This window comes from uncultured Kushneria sp. (assembly GCF_947497025.1).
Taxonomy (GTDB): domain Bacteria; phylum Pseudomonadota; class Gammaproteobacteria; order Pseudomonadales; family Halomonadaceae; genus Kushneria.
This window is the reverse complement of the sequence record NZ_CANMFC010000003.1, coordinates 490,985-508,389: the sequence shown is the minus strand read 5'-3', so window position 1 is coordinate 508,389 and position 17,405 is coordinate 490,985. Positions and strand designations below refer to the sequence as shown.

The following is a 17,405-nucleotide window of genomic DNA, read 5'->3' as shown; positions in this document are numbered from 1 at the left end:
ATATAGCGTTCGGGGCGCTTCAATCCTGTGGCTGATTGCGCCCCAGCGGCCGGGCCTGCAATTGTCGACCGGGTACAAAACGCCAGCTTTCAAGCTGCTGCGCCACACGCCTGGCAAGCCAGGGGCGCAGCAACCCCTGACGATATTCTATAAAGCCAACATGTCCTCCATGTTCGGCCATCTCGATACGTACACTTCTTGACGGTACCGGCAGCCGATCCAGCAGACTCCTGGGCATGAGTGGATCATCTGCCGCGTGCAATATCAGGGTGGGAAGCTCGATGCGATGCAGCATCAGCCCGGATGAGGCCCGTTGATAATAGTCCGTGGCGGAACCGAAGCCGTGCAGGGGGGCTGTGATCTCATTGTCGAAAGCCCAGAAGGTATCAAGCTCTTTGAGCTGCTGCCGATTAATCCGACCCAGACGGCCATCCTCTACATGACGCATCATCTTGCGCTTCATGGACTTCAGGATGTGTCGCTGATAGCAGCGGGCAAAGCCGATATTAATGGCATCTGCTGAAGCTGCCAGATCCAGCGGTGGGCTGATCGCGATGGCGCCGGCCAGATCAAGCCCGTCGCCCCCCTGTTCGGCGGCCAGCTTGAGCAGCACATTGGCCCCCAGTGACACGCCCACGGCAACCTTCAGGGCGTTGGGATATCGCCGGGTCAGCTGTGAGAGCATCCAGTAGGCGTCGGCTGTTTCACCGGCGTGGTAGCTTCGCACATGGCGGTTGGGCACGTGGCCGCAGCCACGGAAATGCATAAGGACCGCACGCCAGCCCATATCGGCCGCTGTTCGCATGAGCATACGGGCATAAGGGGAGTCGACAGATCCCTCCAGCCCGTGGAACAGCACCATGATGGGAGCTCGCGCATCCGTCGGGGAAGGCTGAGCCCAGCTGAGTTCCACGATATCGTTATCGGGCAGCGTTAAAAGCTCTGTCTCAAGACGTAACTTGCGACGAGGCAGAAGCAGGGGCAGCAGGGTCTGGATATGAGGATTGGCCAGCCCACGCGGGGCGCGAAAGCCGGCCTTGTAGATCATGCCCGACATGTTGACTCTTTGTGCCAGCAAACGGTGAGGCTCCGTTATCACCGAGAGCCGATGGCAGGTCAAGCGTTGTTATGTTTATTGCTGTGATGTCTGTCGGGCCAGTCCAATGAGAAGCTGGCGCTGTCAGCAGGAAATCCGGAAGGCTTCGGCCTCATCAAAGGTGGTCACAGTGCAATCCAGATCCTTGACCAGACCATTTTTCAGACTATAGCACCAGCCGTGCACCGTGACTTCCTGATCTCGCTCCCAGGCACGCTGCAGGATCTTGGTCTGACAAAGGTTGGAGACCTGCGCCCTGACGTTGAGTTCGCACATGCGATCAATCTGCTCATCCAGCGACAGGTGCGAGAGGCTTTCCTGATGCTGATGATAAAGATTTCGAACCGTGTTGAGCCAGTAGTCGACAATGCCGTTGTCGCCACCGGTGACGGCGGCCCTGATACCGCCACAGCCATAGTGGCCCACGATCATGATGTGTTTGACCTTGAGTACATCGACCGCGTACTGAATGACGGAGAGGGCGTTCATGTCATTGTGATGCAAAACGTTGGCGACATTACGATGAACGAAGACCTCGCCCGGTGGAAGATTGATGATCTGGTTGGCAGGCACCCGACTGTCTGAGCAGCCTATCCACAAAAAATCAGGATTTTGCTGATCCGACAGGCGCCTGAAAAAGTCAGGGTCGTTTTCCACCATCTGATCGGCCCAGAGCCGGTTCTGCTCGAGAAGCTGCGAGATATCCTGACAATTCTTGTGATCACACATCGTTTTTTACGGCCTTTTCAATGAACAATATAGAGAATGGTAAACACGCCAGAACGGCCATGGCGCACGCTCATGTGATAGCATCATGACCCATTATTCCCAGGGCAGGATTCCAACGGAAGCGCCTTCGTTTCAAATATTTTTCAGCTGGAGCAATAAACGTGTCGCAATATGATGTCGATCTTTTTGTTATCGGTGCAGGATCAGGTGGCGTCAGGGCTGCTCGCACCGCAGCGGGCAGGGGCGTCAGGGTAGCCATCGCCGAGGATCGATACCTGGGCGGCACCTGCGTCAACGTCGGCTGCGTTCCCAAAAAGCTCTATTCCTATGCCGCTCATTTTCATGATGCCTTCGAGGACAGCCAGGGGTTTGGCTGGCACTTCGACAGCGCACCGCGTTTTGAATGGTCAAAGCTTCGGGACAACAAGAAGGCTGAAATCTCGCGTCTTAACGGCATCTACGAAAAGCTGCTGACCAATGCAGGCGTTGAGCTGATTCAGGGGCGTGCCGAAATCGTTGATGAGCACATGATCGCCATCAATGGTCGTCATGTAAGCGCCGAAAAAATCCTGATCGCTACCGGGGGCACGCCCTGGATGCCGGAATTTGAAGGGCGCGAGCATGTGCTGTCTTCAGATCAGATTTTTGACCTGCCCGCGTTTCCTAAACGATTTCTCGTCATGGGAGGCGGCTATATTGCCGTCGAGTTTGCCAGTATCTTCAACGGGCTGGGCGCAGAAACTCATCTGGCCTATCGAGGCCCGCTTTTCCTGCGCGGGTTTGATAATGAGTTGCGCGACTTTATCCGTGACGAGATGCTGAAAAAAGGCGTCAATCTGCATTTCGAGTCCACGATCAGCCGTGTTGAAAAGCGTAATGACGTCTACGACGTGGAACTCAGCAACGGCGAAACTCTGGAAGTGGATGCCATTTTGGGCGCCACCGGGCGACGCCCGCGTTTTGAGGGTCTGGGCCTTGAAAATGTCGAGGTCGAACGCGAGTTCGATGGCAAGCTGAAAATCGACGATCGCTACCAGACCTCCGTTCCGTCGATTCTGGCCCTTGGCGATATTATTGAAGGCCCCGAGCTGACGCCTGTGGCGCTCGAGGAAGCCATGCGGCTGGTAGAGCTTCACTATGGCAGCGGCAGTGCGGACCCCATTGATTACGACAGCGTTGCGACCGCCGTATTCTGCCATCCCAATATGGGCACAGTAGGCCTTACCGAAGAGCAGGCCAGAGAAAAGCATGACAGCATTCGCGTCTACACCACGGATTTCAAGCCCATGCGCCACACGCTGTCGGGCAGTGATGAGCGCTGTCTGATGAAACTGGTGGTCGATGACAGTACCGATCGTGTGCTGGGTGCACACATGGTAGGTGAAGAGGCCGGTGAGTTGATTCAGGGCCTGGCCATCGCAGTACGTGCTGGACTGACCAAGCGTGACTTTGATGCAACGATAGGGGTGCACCCCACCAGCGCCGAAGAGTTTGTCACGCTTCGCAATGTCACAAGAACGTAATGCCTGACGAGCATCATGAATTATCAAGGCCGCCTGCAGGCGGCTTTTTCTTGTCTATAGTTAATTGAGTCGGGCAGTCACCTGCTCCGGCTCCACAGGAAAAATACCCCCTTTCCATAAAAGGGGGTTATGGATTGTTCGATAAATCATAACACCCGGATTTGATGGTTCTATAAGTTATTGTTATTATGCGTGTCTAATTCGCCAACTGCGAAATATCCATGATACCAACCAATCAAACAACGACGGCTGCAAGCGACATCTCTCATCCCGATCTGGCCGAGATGATTATTGAAGGGGAATCCCCCATTCTGGTTCGCCCACCCGGGACGGACGATGGCTGGGGTATTTATGAGCTTATCAAGGCCTGCCCGCCGTTGGATGTCAACTCTGCTTACGCCTATCTGCTCCTTGCCACACAGTTTCGTGACCGCTGCGCCGTAGCCACACTCGGTGATGGCGAAATTGTTGGTTTTGTTTCGGGCTACGTCAAAACCAACGCACCAGACACCTTCTTTTTATGGCAGGTAGCGGTGGGTGAAAAGGCCAGAGGCACAGGGCTTGCCCGCAAACTGGTAGAAACCGTTCTACGACGTGAGCATCAGGCGGGTGTGCGTCACCTTGAGACCACCATCACGCCGGACAATGAAGCATCATGGGGCCTTTTCAGGAGGCTTGCACAGCGCTGGCAGGCACCGCTCAATAGTCGTGAATACTTTTCTGAAGAACAGCTTGGCGGAGAGCACGATCCGGAAAATCTGGTACGAATAGGGCCTTTTGATCCTCAGCAGATCTAACCATGGCAGTCAGGATTTCTGACCCAACCACTACTGACACGGGGGAGTGTTGTAAATGGACACGCAGTATTTCGAACGGATGGAATCCGAAGTTCGCACTTATTCCCGCTCTTTTCCCATCGTTTTTGATCGCGCCTGTGGCGCTCATCTCTGGACCACCGACGGCACGCAGTACATCGACTTTCTCGCCGGTGCCGGAACGCTGAACTACGGGCACAATAACCCGGTGCTGAAAAAGGCATTGATGGACTATATAGAGCGCGATGGCATCGTTCACGGGCTCGATTTCTGGACCCATGGCAAACAGGATTTTTACCAGACGCTTGAAGAGCTGATCCTCAAGCCACGCGGTCTGGATTACAAGATTCAGCTTCCCGGACCGACGGGCACCAACGCTGTTGAAGCCGCTATTCGTTTGGCGCGTCGTATTACGGGCCGGTCCAATATCCTGACGTTCACCAACGGCTTTCATGGGGTCACCATGGGGGCGCTGGCGACCACCGGTAATGCAAAATTCCGCGACGCCCTGGGTGTGCCGGCAATCGGCGCTCAGTTCATGCCCTATGATGGCTACCTGGGTGAAGGCGTGGATACGCTCGATTATGTCGAAAAGGCGCTTGATGACAAATCCAGCGGGCTTGACCGTCCGGCCGCGGCCATCGTTGAGCTGGTGCAGGGCGAGGGCGGTATTAACGCCGCGTCCATCGAATGGATCAAGCGGCTGGCCGATATCTGCAAGCAGCGCGACATCCTGCTGATCGTCGACGACATTCAGGCCGGCTGCGGTCGTACCGGCAAGTTCTTCAGCTTCGAGCACGCCGGTATCAAGCCCGACATGGTGACCAATTCCAAGTCGCTGTCCGGCTATGGCCTGCCGTTTGCCATGTTGATGATGCGTCGTGATCTCGATAAATGGACACCCGGCCAGTATAACGGCACCTTCCGTGGCCATACGCTGGCCATGGTGACCGCAGCCGAGACGCTGCGTCATTACTGGAAGGACGATACCTTTGAAAAGGATGTCCAACGCAAGGGTGAGGTGATTCGCGAGCGCTTTGAAATGCTGGCCGGACTGCTCAGCGATGCTGGCCATCCGGCAAAAGAGCGTGGGCGTGGCATGATGCGCGGCATCGATGTCGGAAGCGGTGAGCTGGCCGACGAGATTACCCACGGCGCTTTTGAGCGCGGTCTTGTGATCGAAACCAGCGGCCAGGCAGGCGAAGTCGTCAAGTGTCTCTGTCCGCTGACCATTACGGATGATGAGCTCGAGCAGGGCCTGACCATTCTTGAAAGAAGCATTCGCAGCCTCATTGAATAACTGTCATTAGAGTGACTTTGGCGGGCGTCTGGCGTCCGCCGCGACAGTGATCCCTGTTCATTGTGACCAGAAAAGGCAGATAGACCGATGATCGTTCGTAACCTTGAAGAGTGCCGCAAGACCGACCGCTTTGTTGAAGCCGAAAATGGCAACTGGGACAGCACACGTCTGATGCTGGCCGAAGACAACTGTGGCTTTTCCTTTAATATCACCCGAATCCGTCCGGGCACGGAAACCCACATTCATTACAAGAACCATATTGAAGCCGTCTTTTGCTATGAGGGCGAAGGCGAGGTAGAAACCATTGCCGACGGCAAAAAGCACACCATCAAGGCCGGCGACATGTATCTGCTGGACCAGCACGATGAGCACTGGCTGCGTGGCAAGGAAAAGGGCATGACCGTTGCCTGTGTGTTCAATCCGCCGCTGACCGGCCGGGAAGTACATCGTGAAGATGGCTCCTATGCGCCGGCAGATGACTGACATACGGCATTGATTGATCCCGGCATCAGTTGATTGCATCAAAAAGCCTGCTCACATGAGCAGGCTTTTTCATTTTAGGCGCAGCGCAGAAAAGTGACCGGCCGTTACCGGGTAGAGCTTTCAGTGCTGACCGGCATATCGGACGTCTCGATCCTGCGTCTGTCTGATGAAGGATCACTGTCGGTCTGGTTTGGTGAGGATGCTTCGGGAGCCTCCACGGGTGCCGGCGAGGTAGCCGATGCTTCGGGTGAAACATTGTCTGTTTCAGGTGAAGAGGCGCCATCAATTTCATCTTCGTCGGAAGACGTGTCTTCCATTGTTTCGGCGCTGCTGGTGCGATAGTGACGCTGATAGACAATCTGGTATCGATTGTTTTCACAGTGACCCACAATCTGACCATCCGCCTGATCGGCATCGGCTGTTGGAATCACCTGGAGTGAGTAGCCCATTGGCTCAACGCCGTTGGATTCAATGTTCTGGGCAATCCGATCGCGAACATTCTGACAGGCGCCAAAAGCAAGTGTAGGGAGGCATAGCGCAGTCAGTGTCAATGCAAGCGTCGAGCAGCCTGTAAACGCACGTGGATACTTCATGGGGCGATCTCCTGAGAAACAACACAGCATCATTCGATTTGATGAATATAAACCATTATGACCCCGGTTATAGGAGGTTGCACTGATTGTGCACAATAACTTCGCATAATATATATTATGTTAAATTGAGTATGCCAGGATTTTACCATTGGCTGGTCAATGACGCCTTGTAGGTTCCTCAAGGTGCGAGCCCTGCCCGATGACGTTACCATAAGCGCATATTTCATATGCTGTCCTGCGCTTTCAACGATGAGAACATTCAATGCCTGATGTATCCAGCCTGCTGCGCATGGCCGAAGCGCGTTGTCATGACAATAACGTGCGGTTTACGCCCATCCGTCGTCGAATCTTTGAAATCATCAGTGCACACTCCAGCGGTCTCAAGGCTTATGAGCTTCTTGATCTGCTTTCCACCGAGCATGCCTCGGCGCGACCGCCCACAGTGTATCGCGCGCTGGATTTCCTGCTCGAACAGGGACTGGTGCATCGCATTGAATCGCTCAATGCCTATGTTGCCTGCCCATGCCCGGATCATGCGCGCGGCTTTCAGCTCATGATCTGCCGTCACTGCGGTCTTGTCGAAGAGATGCATGATCATGACACCATGCAGCGTCTGGAAGAGACGGCTGCCGGCCACGGGTTTGTCATTGAGCGCCAGACCATCGAGCTTTCCGGCGTTTGTCAGAAATGCCAGCCGTCACACTGATCGAGAGTAACTTTCGTTTCACACCATCACACAGGTCCCATGCCATGTTCGATCTGCTGATCGTCAATGCCCGCGTCGTCAACGAAGGCACCATTCGCGAACTGGATGTCGGCATTCTTGATGGGCGCATTGATGCCATCGCTCCCTCTCTGTCACGCGATGCCAAAAAGGTCATCGATGCGCGCGGACGCTATCTGCTCCCCGGCATGATCGATGACCAGGTGCATTTTCGTGAGCCCGGCCTGACGAGCAAGGGGGATATGGCCACTGAATCGGCCGCGGCGGTCGCCGGCGGTATCACGACCTACATGGAAATGCCCAACGTCAAGCCCCCCACGCTGGACAGTCAGGCACTGGAAGCCAAGTATGCGCTGGCGCGCGGGCGTTCCCATGCCAACTATGCCTTTTATCACGGGGCCAGCAACGACAATCTGGAAGCCATCAAGGCACTGGATCCGTCGGCGACCTGTGGCATCAAGATTTTCATGGGTGCCTCTACCGGCAACATGCTGGTCGATGCACCGCAAACGCTCGAAGACATCTTCGCCAGTGCGAAAATTCCGGTGATCACGCACTGCGAAGACACACCGATGATTCAGGAAAGCGAGCGTCAGGCGCGCGAGCGTTTCGGAGAGCAGGTGCCCTTCTCACTGCATGGTGAAATCCGCTCGCGCGAGGCCTGCTATAAAAGCTCCAGCATGGCGATCGATCTGGCGCGCAAGCACGGCACACGCCTGCATGTGCTTCACCTGACCACAGCAGAAGAAATGGCACTGTTTGAATCCGGCCCTGTGGAGGGCAAGTTGATCACCGCGGAAGCCTGTGTACATCATCTGTGGTTCTGCGATGAGGACTACGAGCGGCTGGGGTCATGGATCAAGTGCAATCCGGCCATCAAGACCGCGGCCGATCGTCAGGCCATTCGTGAGGCGGTCAACGACGGGCGAATCGACATCGTGGCCACTGACCACGCACCGCATACGCTGGAAGAAAAGAACAACCGTTATTTCAGTGCCCCTTCCGGTATGCCACTGGTGCAGCACGCCCTCTCCTCCCTGCTGGATCAGGTCAACGCCGGCCACTTCGAGCTGACCACCATCGTTGAGAAAACCAGCCATAACGTGGCACGACGTTTTGAGCTGGCAGACCGTGGCTTTATTCGCGAAGGCTATATGGCGGATCTGGTGCTGGTGGATCTTGAAAAGCGTTTCACCGTGACCCGCGATGAACTGCTCTACAAGTGCGGCTGGAGCCCTTTTGAAAATACGGCGCTGCGTGGCAGCATCGACACCACCATCGTCAATGGCGTGGTTGCCTGGGACGGCGAGAAACTCGCCGGCGCCCCGGCCGGCCAGCGCGTCACCTACCGCCGTCGATAATCCAGGGAGAAGACATGAGCGCATCATCGCCAACTTACAAGGCACTTGAGCAGACCGCCGCCGGCCACGAGGTCGATCTCGATTCGCTTCTGGAAGTGGCCGGCTGGAACGATGAAGGTTTGATGCCGGCCATTGCCCAGCAGTTTGACAGCGGTGAAGTGCTGATGATGGCGTGGATGAACCGGCAAACGCTGGAGGAGACGCTACAGACCAGACGGGTGTGCTACTGGTCACGCTCGCGCCAGAAACCGTGGCGCAAGGGCGAATCCTCCGGGCAGATACAGATGCTGCATCAGGCGTGGCTGGATTGCGACGGCGATACACTATTGCTCAAGGTGGATCAGACGGGCCCTGCCTGCCACACCGGCCGGCGTACCTGCTTTTATCTGGCCCTTGATGACAAAAGCGCGCGAGTGGATACGGCACCGCTGATGTCGGCCGAGGCCCTGTATGGGAATAGCTGATGCGCTGCGTCGGCTAAAGCGTGGGCTGTTAAAGTTACTTCGTGGCGTTTTGATTGGGCTGGTGCGTGTCTATCAATATGGCATCAGCCCACTCATTGGACCGCGATGCCGCTTCTGGCCAACCTGTTCCAACTATGCGATCGAGGCCATTCAGATTCATGGCCCCATTTGCGGCGGGTGGCTCGCGCTCAGGCGAATCCTGCGCTGCCATCCGTTTTGTGCCGGTGGCGTCGACCCGGTGCCCCCTGCAGGAGCGTCATGCCGCCACTGCAGAAATCCTGATTCAGGATCCGGCCGTGACGCCGGGCCGGATGAACAGCTTGATCAGGAGCATCGGGATCAGGCCTGAAAGGTGTGGGAAGCCATGTCAGCGCCCTGAGTCTGTTGTCTTTCAACGTGCCCGGCAATGGCCTGCTTGATACTTTTGGCCTCCAGGGTGCCGGCAGAATGGAACCCGCTGGCCATCAAATGACGCTGTTTCCAGCGATTGCCATTGAGGCCGAAAGCGACATAAAGCCCCAGGCATACAATGTTGAGCATCACATCAAGCAGGCCGCTCTCATCGAGCGCGCCTGCCATCGACACTATAAAGACGCCCACGAAGGTCAGTACGGCAATCTTCCATAGCCGGCAGTACAGTGCCCAGAGAGCACCAAAGAAGAAGGCCGGCCAGTTCCAGCCCTGCTTGACCGCCTCAAGACGACCGTCAGGGTGCTGATAAATCTCGAACTGCTTCATGCGTGCCCTGCCGCGTGCCAGACAATGACAGGTTTGATCGCCTTCATATCAGGCATGAGCATGCGCCGTCGTCCTGATGCGCTCGAGCATGGCGTGCAGCCCATTGCTACGGGTCGGAGACAAATGCTTGTCCAGATCCAGCGCGGCCAGAAAATCGGGCGGCGTATTGAGGATTTCCTGCGGCGTTCTGTCATTGTAAATGCGCAGCAATATGGCGATCAGGCCCGACACAATGGCGGCATCTGACATGGCATGAAAGTGCAGCTTCTCGCCCTGCTTTTCGCCCTGAACCCAGACGTTGGACTGGCAACCCTCAAGGCGCGTATCGTCGTTTTTCCATTCGTCAGGAAAATCGGGCAGCAGCTTGCCCAGATCAATGATGTATTGATAACGATCCATCCAGTTATCAAACATGTCGAACTCTTCGATCAATTCCTGCTGGGCCTCTTGCGGACTCATGCCGGCTCCATGTGCTGGTATAGGTGAAAGGTGGGCATTATAGCGTGTCATCCCCGCTTTCGTCTGGCAGATCGAGGGTGTGCCGATTGATCTGTCCATGCCACTCCTGTGCTTCAGCGTGAAGATAGCGGGCGGTTGTCTCAAGCCTTGAGTGACGTGCCGTGCGCGCCAGATAACGCAGCTCTACGCCCTGCTGGGCCTGATGGGTAATGGCGGTGTGACGAAGCCAGTGCGGCGTCGCCTGACGAAGGCGCTGTGCTTCATGCCGTTCCCCTTCGCCGCCCTGCCGCTCTTTCTCCGTTGCCAGAGATTCAAGGGCCCTTTTGATCATGCGATAGAGCTGGTTATCACCCACACCGCGCCTGCCATCCAGCGCCCTGATCACGGGCGTATCTTCCTCGGGTGATGGCGTTGCCGGCAGCCCGAGCACGGCGCGCCACTGCCTCAAGGCCGTCATTACGGCGTCCGGCACGGGAATGCTGGCCTGTTTGCTGCCCTTGCCCGTGACCTGCCACCACCAATGCCCTTCGCGCCTTTGAAAATCGTTCATGCGCGCTTGGCTCATTTCACTCACCCGGGGTGCCAGCAAATAGGCAAAAGCAAAAATGAATCGCCGCCGTTCAAGCTCGTACCGCATTCTGGGTGGGGCATCGACCGGAGGAGGCGTATTGAGTCGCTGCCAGCACCACTGCCACAACGGGCGCTCCAGATAGCGCTCAACCCCGGCCTGCGTATTATCCAGCCGTCGGCGCTTGTCCCGCATCAATCGAAACGGGTTCTGGCTCAGCCACCCTGCTTCTATCAGCCAGCCAAAGAGCGTTTGCAGGATCACCAGGCTCTGACGACGGCTGGCAGCAGAAAGCCCCTTTCGAAATGGGCGCCACTCTTCGCTGTACCGGGGTCTGGGTGGTCCAATCCAGTCACTGGCAGGGCTTGGATCGGCAAGAAACTGTTCAAACTCATCCAGCGCCCGTCGGTCAATATCCGTAAGGCGTTTGCCCTGCCCTTCAAGCCATAACAGCAACCGCTCGGCCTCCTTGCGGTACTGCCTGAGGGTCTGGGGACTGGCGCGATATTCCTTGAGCCATGCCGCCACAATCTCGCGATCATTAATGGCGTCGACCAATTGACCGGGCAGCGCCTGACGGTCGCGTTCTACCAGTAAGGTGTGAGGCGCCCTTTCGGTATCAGGTTCGATATTTAACGCCTTTTTCATTGTCACCCCATTCAGAGCTTCTGGTGATCCTTGTCGCGCATGATACCCATTAGGATGGGAAAAATCATGATAAGACGCGTAATCATGAATTTGTGCGTCTTATAATAAATAAAATTACGTAACTCATATTTACGTAATACTGCTTTTGACACAATAACCCGCTATAGTGATGGTCATACGCCGCCCATCTTCAATAACAAGCAACTACCGGGCGATTACAGGGAACTCAGGAGGCCGTCATGGCACGAAGTGGCGTGCAATTCGAAGATGTACAAAGGGCGATAGAAACCCTGATACAGCGCGGTGATGTTCCGAGCGTTCAGCGCATCCGTGAAGTGCTGGGCACCGGTAGCTTCACCACGATCAGTGATCACCTGCGAGAGTGGCGGGCAAGGCGTGAGGAAAATCGTGATGTGCCCCTGCCGCAGGCCATTCCGGAGCGCCTGCACGATGCGCTGGCAGGCCTCTGGCAGCAGGCTCAGGAAGAAGCCGGTGAAGCACTGGCCTTCTATCGTCAGCAGTCCGATGAGCAGGTAGAACAGGCGCAAGAGGAAACCCGGCAGGCGCAGCGCCGGGTGGAAGACACCCAGCAGCGTCTGGCCGCCCTGAGCGAGCGACTGGACAGCACGGCCGCCCGGCTTGAGGAAAAGGCCACCAACCTCGCCCGTCTGGAAAGCGAAGCGGCGCATCTGCGCGGACAGCTTGAAGAGCGGGATCAGCGGTTGGCCATGCGTGACCGACAGATCAATACGCTTAGTGAAGAGCGCGACCGTCTTGAGCGTGAGCATCACGAAAGCCTTGAGCAGCTTGATCAAACGCACAAGCGGCGCCTGGCGCAGGAAGAGTCACGCCATGAAAGCGCTGAAAACCGTCTGATGCAGCTGCTCGACAGCGCGCGTCATGAAAAGCAGGAACTCGAGAAGCAGGCGCGACGTCGCCACGAGCAGCTTGAAGAGCGTATCGAGAAGATCACGACCCAGATGGAGCAGCAGCGGCGTACCCTGCAGGAAGAAGAGCGCAAGATGCGCGATTTAAGTCAGCATGCGCGTCACAATGAGCAGCAGCTTCAGGAAAGTCGCGGACGGGAGGATCATCTCTCGGGTCTGCTGGCCGAGCGCGATCAGGAACTGGCACGGCTTCGCACCGAACTCAGGGTGTTGCAGGAGCGACTTTCCAAGGCACCCATGCCGCCGTTCGTTTATTGAAACGTGAACGGTCCGCCCGATAGCGGTGCACAAAAAACCCCGGCATGCCGGGGTTTTGACGTTCAACGTTCGATGCTGCCAGACGAACGCCTTGATCAGCGATCAATAGTAGGCGTTGGTCGTATCAGTGTGGTCCGTCACGTCGCGGATCGCCGTCAGTTCGGGAATGCGCTCGGTCAGCGTCTTCTCGACGCCCTGCTTGAGCGTGACATCCACCGCCGCGCATCCCTGACAGCCGCCGCCGAACTGCAGTACGGCCACATTGTCTTCGGTCAGCTGAATCAGGCGAATCTCGCCCCCGTGTGCGGCAAGCCCCGGGTTGATCTCGCTGTACAGGATATAGTTGACCCGGTCCTCTAGCGGACTGTCGTCGCTGACCTGGGGCATCTTGGCATTGGGTGCCTTGATGGTGAGCTGCCCACCCATGCGATCGGCGTTAAAGTCCACAACGGCATCTTCCAGAAAGGCCACGCTGTGCTTTTCAAGAAAGAGATCAAACTTTTCAAGCGGAATGCGCTCATCACTCTCTTCTTCCTCACCCGGCCTGCAGTAGGCCAGACAGGTTTCAGCGTAGGGCGTGCCCGGCTGAGTAATGAAGACACGCACACCGATGCCTTCGACGTCCTGACGCGACAGCAGGTCGGCGAGATACTCCTGCGCGCTTTCGGTAATTTCGATGCTCTGACTCATTGACGGCCTCGTGCGCAATCGCAATAAAGAAATCTATCGATATTTTATGCCAGCCAGCAGCTCGCGACAAATCCGAGTGCAATACTCGGGTAAATAAAAATGGCTGACCACCTGCTGGTGCCTTACCCGAGGAGGCAAGAATGATTCGGGCTCATGCTGGTCGTGAATGTCTTTCAGGCCACAAAACTGTCCGCCTGATGGGGGTTTGCTAGAATACGCCCTCTTTCATATACGTCTCACTATTTACCCGGAGATCTCCTTCCATGCCTCAAGCTGCCGATTCGACGGTTCTGGAGACGCTGACCCGCCTGATGTCGGATCGCATACTGATCCTTGATGGCGGTATGGGCACCATGATCCAGAACGAGCGATTGACCGAACAGGACTTTCGCGGCGACCGCTTTGCGCACTGGGAAAGTGATCTCAAGGGCAATAACGATCTGCTGGTGCTCAGCCAGCCCGAGGTGATTACGCGTCTGCACCGCGACTATCTGGAAGCCGGTGCCGACATTATTGAAACCAATACCTTTAACAGCACCCGGCTCTCCCAGGCGGATTATCACGCTGAAGAGCTGGTGGTGGAACTCAATTACGAGGCGGCACGCCTGGCGCGGGCCGTATGCGACGAGGTGGCATCCGAGACAGGACTGCCGCGTTTTGTGGCCGGCGTTCTCGGGCCAACCAGCCGCACCGCTTCGATATCGCCGGACGTCAACGACCCATCAAAGCGTAATGTCACCTTCGATGCGCTGGTCGATAACTATGTGGAAGCGGCACGCGCATTGATCGAGGGCGGCAGCGACCTGATTCTGATCGAGACCATTTTCGATACGCTCAATGCCAAGGCGGCCATCTACGCGCTCGATGTGCTGTTCGAAGAGCTTGGCTACCGTGTGCCCATCATGATTTCGGGCACCATCACCGATGCCTCCGGACGGACACTATCGGGACAGACGACCGAGGCGTTCTGGAACTCCGTACGTCATGCCCGCCCGATCAGCGTCGGGCTCAACTGCGCCCTTGGTGCCGAAGATCTGCGGCCCTATCTGGAAGAGCTTTCGCGGCGCGTCAACACCCATGTGTCAGCGCATCCCAACGCCGGTCTGCCCAATGAATTCGGCGAGTACGATCAGGAAGCCGACGAGATGGCCGAGATTGTGCGCACCTTTGGCGAGCAGCGACTGGTCAACATCATGGGCGGTTGCTGTGGGACCACGCCCGAGCATATTGCCGCGATCAAGCGGGTGATGATTGATCTTCCCCCGCGCAAGGTGCCCGATGTGGCCCCGGCCTGTCGTCTCTCGGGCCTTGAGCCGTTCAACATCAACGCGAAGTCGCTGTTCGTCAATGTCGGCGAACGCACCAACGTGACCGGTTCTGCCCGTTTCAAGCGGCTGATCAAGGAAGAGGATTTCAATACCGCGCTGGAAGTGGCGCTTGAGCAGGTTGAAAACGGCGCCCAGGTCATCGACATCAACATGGATGAGGGGATGCTCGATTCGAAGGGGGCAATGGAGCACTTTCTCAAGCTTGTTGCCTCCGAGCCAGATATCTCCCGCGTGCCGATCATGATCGACTCCTCCAAGTGGGAGATTATCGAGGCCGGCCTCAAGTGTGTTCAGGGCAAGGCGGTCGTCAACTCGATCTCGATGAAGGAAGGCGAAGACAGCTTCCGTTACCAGGCACAACAGTGCCGCCGGTTTGGTGCGGCCATCGTCGTCATGGCCTTCGACGAGCAGGGCCAGGCCGATACCATGGCGCGCAAGACCGAGATCTGCGAGCGCGCCTATCGCATTCTGGTCGACGAGATCGGCTTCCCGGCAGAAGACATTATCTTCGATCCCAACATCTTTGCCATCGCCACCGGCATTGAGGAGCATAACAACTACGCGGTCGATTTCATCGAAGCCACGCGCTGGATCAAGCAGCACCTGCCCCATGCCATGATTTCCGGCGGCGTATCCAACGTCTCCTTCTCCTTTCGCGGCAACAACACGGTTCGTGAGGCCATCCATTCGGTCTTTCTCTACCACGCTATCCATGCCGGGCTAACGATGGGCATCGTCAATGCCGGCCAGCTGGCGGTGTATGACGACCTGCCCGAAGAGCTGCGCGACGCCGTGGAAGATGTGGTGCTCAACCGCCGTGAGGATGCCACCGAGCGGCTTCTGGATATCGCCGAGCGCTACAAGGATGACGGCAGCGGCGTCCAGAAAAAGGAGGATCTCGAGTGGCGCAGCTGGGAGGTCGAAAAGCGCATCGAGCATGCGCTGGTCAAGGGCATCACCAGCTACATCGAGGAAGATACCGAGCTGGCACGCCAGCGGGCCGAGCGCCCTATTCAGGTCATCGAAGGCCCGCTCATGGACGGCATGAACGTGGTGGGCGATCTGTTCGGCGCCGGCAAGATGTTCCTGCCGCAGGTGGTGAAATCCGCACGTGTCATGAAACAGGCCGTGGCGTACCTGATTCCGCACATCGAGGCCGAAAAGAGTGACGAGGATCACAGCAAGGGCCGCATCATCATGGCCACGGTCAAGGGCGATGTGCACGATATCGGCAAGAACATCGTGGGCGTGGTGCTGCAGTGCAACAACTACGAGGTCATCGATCTGGGCGTCATGGTGCCCGCCGAGAAGATCTTTGCAGCTGCACGGGAACATAAGGCCCAGATCATCGGGCTTTCCGGCCTGATTACGCCCTCGCTGGATGAAATGGTACACGTGGCGAAGGAGATGGAGCGTCAGGGTTTTGATATCCCACTGCTGATCGGTGGCGCCACCACTTCCAAGGCCCATACGGCGGTCAAGATCGAGCCGGCCTACAGCCATCCCGTGGTCTATGTTACCGATGCTTCGCGTGCCGTAGGTGTGGCCAGCAGACTGCTCTCGCCCGGCCTCAAGGAAGCCTATGTCGGCGAGATCCGCGCCGAATATGAAAAGGTGCGCGAACGTAACAGCAAGCGACGCCCCAAATCAGCCGACCTCAACTACGCCCAGGCCTGCGAGCGGCGCTTTGATGGTGGCTGGGCCGACTATGAGCCGCCGAAGCCGGCCTTCACCGGACTGCGCGTTTTTGACGACATCGACCTGCGTACGCTGGTCAGGTACATCGACTGGACGCCCTTTTTCATGAGCTGGCAGCTGGCGGGCAAGTACCCCCAAATTCTGGAAGACCATGTGGTCGGTGAAGCCGCCCGCAATCTCTATCAGGATGCGACCGCCATGCTCGACAAGCTCATCGACGAGCGTCATCTACAGGCGCGTGGCGTGATCGGCTTCTGGCCGGCCAACACGGTCGATCACGATGTGATTGAAGTCTATGCCGATGAATCGCGCAGTGAAGTGATCCAGAACCTGCATCATATTCGTCAGCAGACCACCAAAAACCGCGATGGCCTCTGCTATAGCCTCGCGGATTTCGTGGCGCCAAGGGAAAGCGGGCGGCCTGACTGGATTGGCGGTTTTGCCGTGACGACGGGCCATGGTGCGGATGAGCTGGCAAGACACTACGAACAAAACGGCGATGACTACAATGCCATCATGGTCAAGGCGCTGGCGGATCGTCTGGCTGAAGCACTGGCCGAAAACATGCATGAACGCGTTCGGCGCGAGCACTGGGGTTATGCACCGGATGAGACGCTGGATAACGACGACCTGATCAGTGAAAAATATCGAGGCGTTCGCCCTGCCCCCGGCTACCCGGCCTGCCCGGATCATACGGAAAAGGCCGCGCTGTTCGAGATGCTGGACGCCACAACCAATACGGGGCTGACACTGACGGAAAGCTTTGCGATGTGGCCGGCGGCTGCGGTTTCCGGGTGGTACTTCTCGCATCCGCAGTCGCGCTATTTCTCGACCGGACGTATCAGTCGCGACCAGATTGATGCGCTTGCCACGCGCAAGGGCATGTCGCGCGACACCATGGAGCGCTGGCTGTCGCCGATTCTCTCCTATAACCCCGATGAATAGTCATGATTCCCTGACCGCGGCATGAACCCGGTAGCGTC

The 17,405-nt window shown here is 57.0% G+C and carries 17 protein-coding genes; 10 read left to right on the top strand and 7 right to left on the bottom strand.

Annotated elements, in window-relative coordinates:
* Positions 1–19: 19 nt before the first annotated feature.
* On the bottom strand, positions 20–1,057 hold the full coding sequence (locus tag Q0931_RS08170) for a hydrolase (RefSeq protein WP_299259099.1): 1,038 nt from the start codon (positions 1,055–1,057) through the stop codon (positions 20–22).
* Between the two features lie 123 nt (positions 1,058–1,180).
* Positions 1,181–1,825: a carbonate dehydratase gene (can, locus tag Q0931_RS08165; RefSeq protein ID WP_299259097.1), complete on the bottom strand. Its 645-nt coding sequence runs from the start codon at positions 1,823–1,825 to the stop codon at positions 1,181–1,183.
* 161 nt (positions 1,826–1,986) lie between these two features.
* Here can and gorA point away from each other — a divergent pair, with 161 nt between their 5' ends.
* The 4 genes from gorA to Q0931_RS08145 all read left to right on the top strand — a co-directional run bounded on the left by gorA (position 1,987) and on the right by Q0931_RS08145 (position 5,946).
* Complete coding sequence (gorA, locus tag Q0931_RS08160) at positions 1,987–3,348, top strand: glutathione-disulfide reductase (RefSeq protein WP_299259095.1); 1,362 nt, start codon at positions 1,987–1,989, stop codon at positions 3,346–3,348.
* A gap of 221 nt (positions 3,349–3,569) precedes the next feature.
* Positions 3,570–4,145: a diaminobutyrate acetyltransferase gene (ectA, locus tag Q0931_RS08155; protein WP_299259093.1), complete on the top strand. Its 576-nt coding sequence runs from the start codon at positions 3,570–3,572 to the stop codon at positions 4,143–4,145.
* A gap of 55 nt (positions 4,146–4,200) precedes the next feature.
* On the top strand, positions 4,201–5,463 hold the full coding sequence (ectB, locus tag Q0931_RS08150; RefSeq protein ID WP_299259091.1) for a diaminobutyrate--2-oxoglutarate transaminase: 1,263 nt from the start codon (positions 4,201–4,203) through the stop codon (positions 5,461–5,463).
* Positions 5,464–5,550: 87 nt separating this feature from the next.
* Positions 5,551–5,946 (top strand): ectoine synthase, encoded by a 396-nt coding sequence (locus Q0931_RS08145; protein ID WP_108843568.1) that lies wholly within the window; start codon positions 5,551–5,553, stop codon positions 5,944–5,946.
* A gap of 104 nt (positions 5,947–6,050) precedes the next feature.
* Here Q0931_RS08145 and Q0931_RS08140 read toward each other — a convergent pair whose 3' ends face one another.
* A complete protein-coding gene (locus Q0931_RS08140; RefSeq protein WP_299259087.1) occupies positions 6,051–6,539 on the bottom strand; it encodes a DUF1161 domain-containing protein in 489 nt (162 codons plus the stop codon).
* Between the two features lie 262 nt (positions 6,540–6,801).
* On the opposite strand from Q0931_RS08140, the gene Q0931_RS08135 reads away from it, so the two are divergent.
* From Q0931_RS08135 to yidD, 4 genes are read left to right on the top strand one after another with little or no spacing between them, the layout of a single operon-like run.
* Positions 6,802–7,245: a Fur family transcriptional regulator gene (locus tag Q0931_RS08135; protein WP_299259084.1), complete on the top strand. Its 444-nt coding sequence runs from the start codon at positions 6,802–6,804 to the stop codon at positions 7,243–7,245.
* A 44-nt stretch (positions 7,246–7,289) separates the two neighbouring features.
* Positions 7,290–8,624, top strand: a complete 1,335-nt coding sequence (locus tag Q0931_RS08130) for a dihydroorotase (RefSeq protein ID WP_299259082.1) — start codon at positions 7,290–7,292, stop codon at positions 8,622–8,624.
* Positions 8,625–8,638: 14 nt separating this feature from the next.
* Positions 8,639–9,088 (top strand): phosphoribosyl-AMP cyclohydrolase, encoded by a 450-nt coding sequence (gene hisI, locus Q0931_RS08125; protein WP_299259080.1) that lies wholly within the window; start codon positions 8,639–8,641, stop codon positions 9,086–9,088.
* On the top strand, positions 9,075–9,437 hold the full coding sequence (gene yidD / locus Q0931_RS08120; protein WP_299259078.1) for a membrane protein insertion efficiency factor YidD: 363 nt from the start codon (positions 9,075–9,077) through the stop codon (positions 9,435–9,437). The genes hisI and yidD overlap by 14 nt, the downstream gene beginning before the upstream one ends.
* On the opposite strand, the gene Q0931_RS08115 is transcribed toward yidD, so the two are convergent.
* From Q0931_RS08115 to Q0931_RS08105, 3 genes are read right to left on the bottom strand one after another with little or no spacing between them, the layout of a single operon-like run.
* Entirely contained in the window at positions 9,428–9,826 is a 399-nt protein-coding gene (locus Q0931_RS08115) for a DUF2628 domain-containing protein (protein WP_299259076.1), read from the bottom strand. The genes yidD and Q0931_RS08115 overlap by 10 nt on opposite strands.
* A 48-nt stretch (positions 9,827–9,874) precedes the next feature.
* Positions 9,875–10,285, bottom strand: a complete 411-nt coding sequence (locus Q0931_RS08110; RefSeq protein WP_299259074.1) for a SufE family protein — start codon at positions 10,283–10,285, stop codon at positions 9,875–9,877.
* Positions 10,286–10,322: 37 nt separating this feature from the next.
* The gene (locus Q0931_RS08105) at positions 10,323–11,501 is read right to left on the bottom strand and encodes a site-specific integrase (RefSeq protein ID WP_299259072.1); all 1,179 of its coding nucleotides are present in this window, start codon (positions 11,499–11,501) and stop codon (positions 10,323–10,325) included.
* Positions 11,502–11,740: 239 nt separating this feature from the next.
* Here Q0931_RS08105 and Q0931_RS08100 point away from each other — a divergent pair, with 239 nt between their 5' ends.
* Positions 11,741–12,706, top strand: a complete 966-nt coding sequence (locus Q0931_RS08100; RefSeq protein WP_299259070.1) for a DNA-binding protein — start codon at positions 11,741–11,743, stop codon at positions 12,704–12,706.
* Between the two features lie 102 nt (positions 12,707–12,808).
* On the opposite strand, the gene nfuA is transcribed toward Q0931_RS08100, so the two are convergent.
* The gene (nfuA, locus tag Q0931_RS08095) at positions 12,809–13,396 is read right to left on the bottom strand and encodes a Fe-S biogenesis protein NfuA (protein ID WP_299259068.1); all 588 of its coding nucleotides are present in this window, start codon (positions 13,394–13,396) and stop codon (positions 12,809–12,811) included.
* 263 nt (positions 13,397–13,659) lie between these two features.
* Here nfuA and metH point away from each other — a divergent pair, with 263 nt between their 5' ends.
* Positions 13,660–17,367, top strand: coding sequence for a methionine synthase (metH, locus tag Q0931_RS08090; protein WP_299259065.1), 3,708 nt, complete (start codon positions 13,660–13,662; stop codon positions 17,365–17,367).
* Positions 17,368–17,405 lie beyond the last annotated feature (38 nt).

Coding starts and splice junctions, on each gene's coding strand:
- Q0931_RS08170 (WP_299259099.1), bottom strand. CDS start 1,057: ATGTCGGGCATGATCTACAAGGCCGGCTTTCGCGCCCCGCGTGGGCTG.
- can (WP_299259097.1), bottom strand. CDS start 1,825: ATGTGTGATCACAAGAATTGTCAGGATATCTCGCAGCTTCTCGAGCAG.
- ectA (WP_299259093.1), top strand. CDS start 3,570: ATGATACCAACCAATCAAACAACGACGGCTGCAAGCGACATCTCTCAT.
- ectB (WP_299259091.1), top strand. CDS start 4,201: ATGGACACGCAGTATTTCGAACGGATGGAATCCGAAGTTCGCACTTAT.
- Q0931_RS08145 (WP_108843568.1), top strand. CDS start 5,551: ATGATCGTTCGTAACCTTGAAGAGTGCCGCAAGACCGACCGCTTTGTT.
- Q0931_RS08140 (WP_299259087.1), bottom strand. CDS start 6,539: ATGAAGTATCCACGTGCGTTTACAGGCTGCTCGACGCTTGCATTGACA.
- Q0931_RS08135 (WP_299259084.1), top strand. CDS start 6,802: ATGCCTGATGTATCCAGCCTGCTGCGCATGGCCGAAGCGCGTTGTCAT.
- Q0931_RS08130 (WP_299259082.1), top strand. CDS start 7,290: ATGTTCGATCTGCTGATCGTCAATGCCCGCGTCGTCAACGAAGGCACC.
- hisI (WP_299259080.1), top strand. CDS start 8,639: ATGAGCGCATCATCGCCAACTTACAAGGCACTTGAGCAGACCGCCGCC.
- yidD (WP_299259078.1), top strand. CDS start 9,075: ATGGGAATAGCTGATGCGCTGCGTCGGCTAAAGCGTGGGCTGTTAAAG.
- Q0931_RS08115 (WP_299259076.1), bottom strand. CDS start 9,826: ATGAAGCAGTTCGAGATTTATCAGCACCCTGACGGTCGTCTTGAGGCG.
- Q0931_RS08110 (WP_299259074.1), bottom strand. CDS start 10,285: ATGAGTCCGCAAGAGGCCCAGCAGGAATTGATCGAAGAGTTCGACATG.
- Q0931_RS08105 (WP_299259072.1), bottom strand. CDS start 11,501: ATGAAAAAGGCGTTAAATATCGAACCTGATACCGAAAGGGCGCCTCAC.
- Q0931_RS08100 (WP_299259070.1), top strand. CDS start 11,741: ATGGCACGAAGTGGCGTGCAATTCGAAGATGTACAAAGGGCGATAGAA.
- nfuA (WP_299259068.1), bottom strand. CDS start 13,396: ATGAGTCAGAGCATCGAAATTACCGAAAGCGCGCAGGAGTATCTCGCC.
- metH (WP_299259065.1), top strand. CDS start 13,660: ATGCCTCAAGCTGCCGATTCGACGGTTCTGGAGACGCTGACCCGCCTG.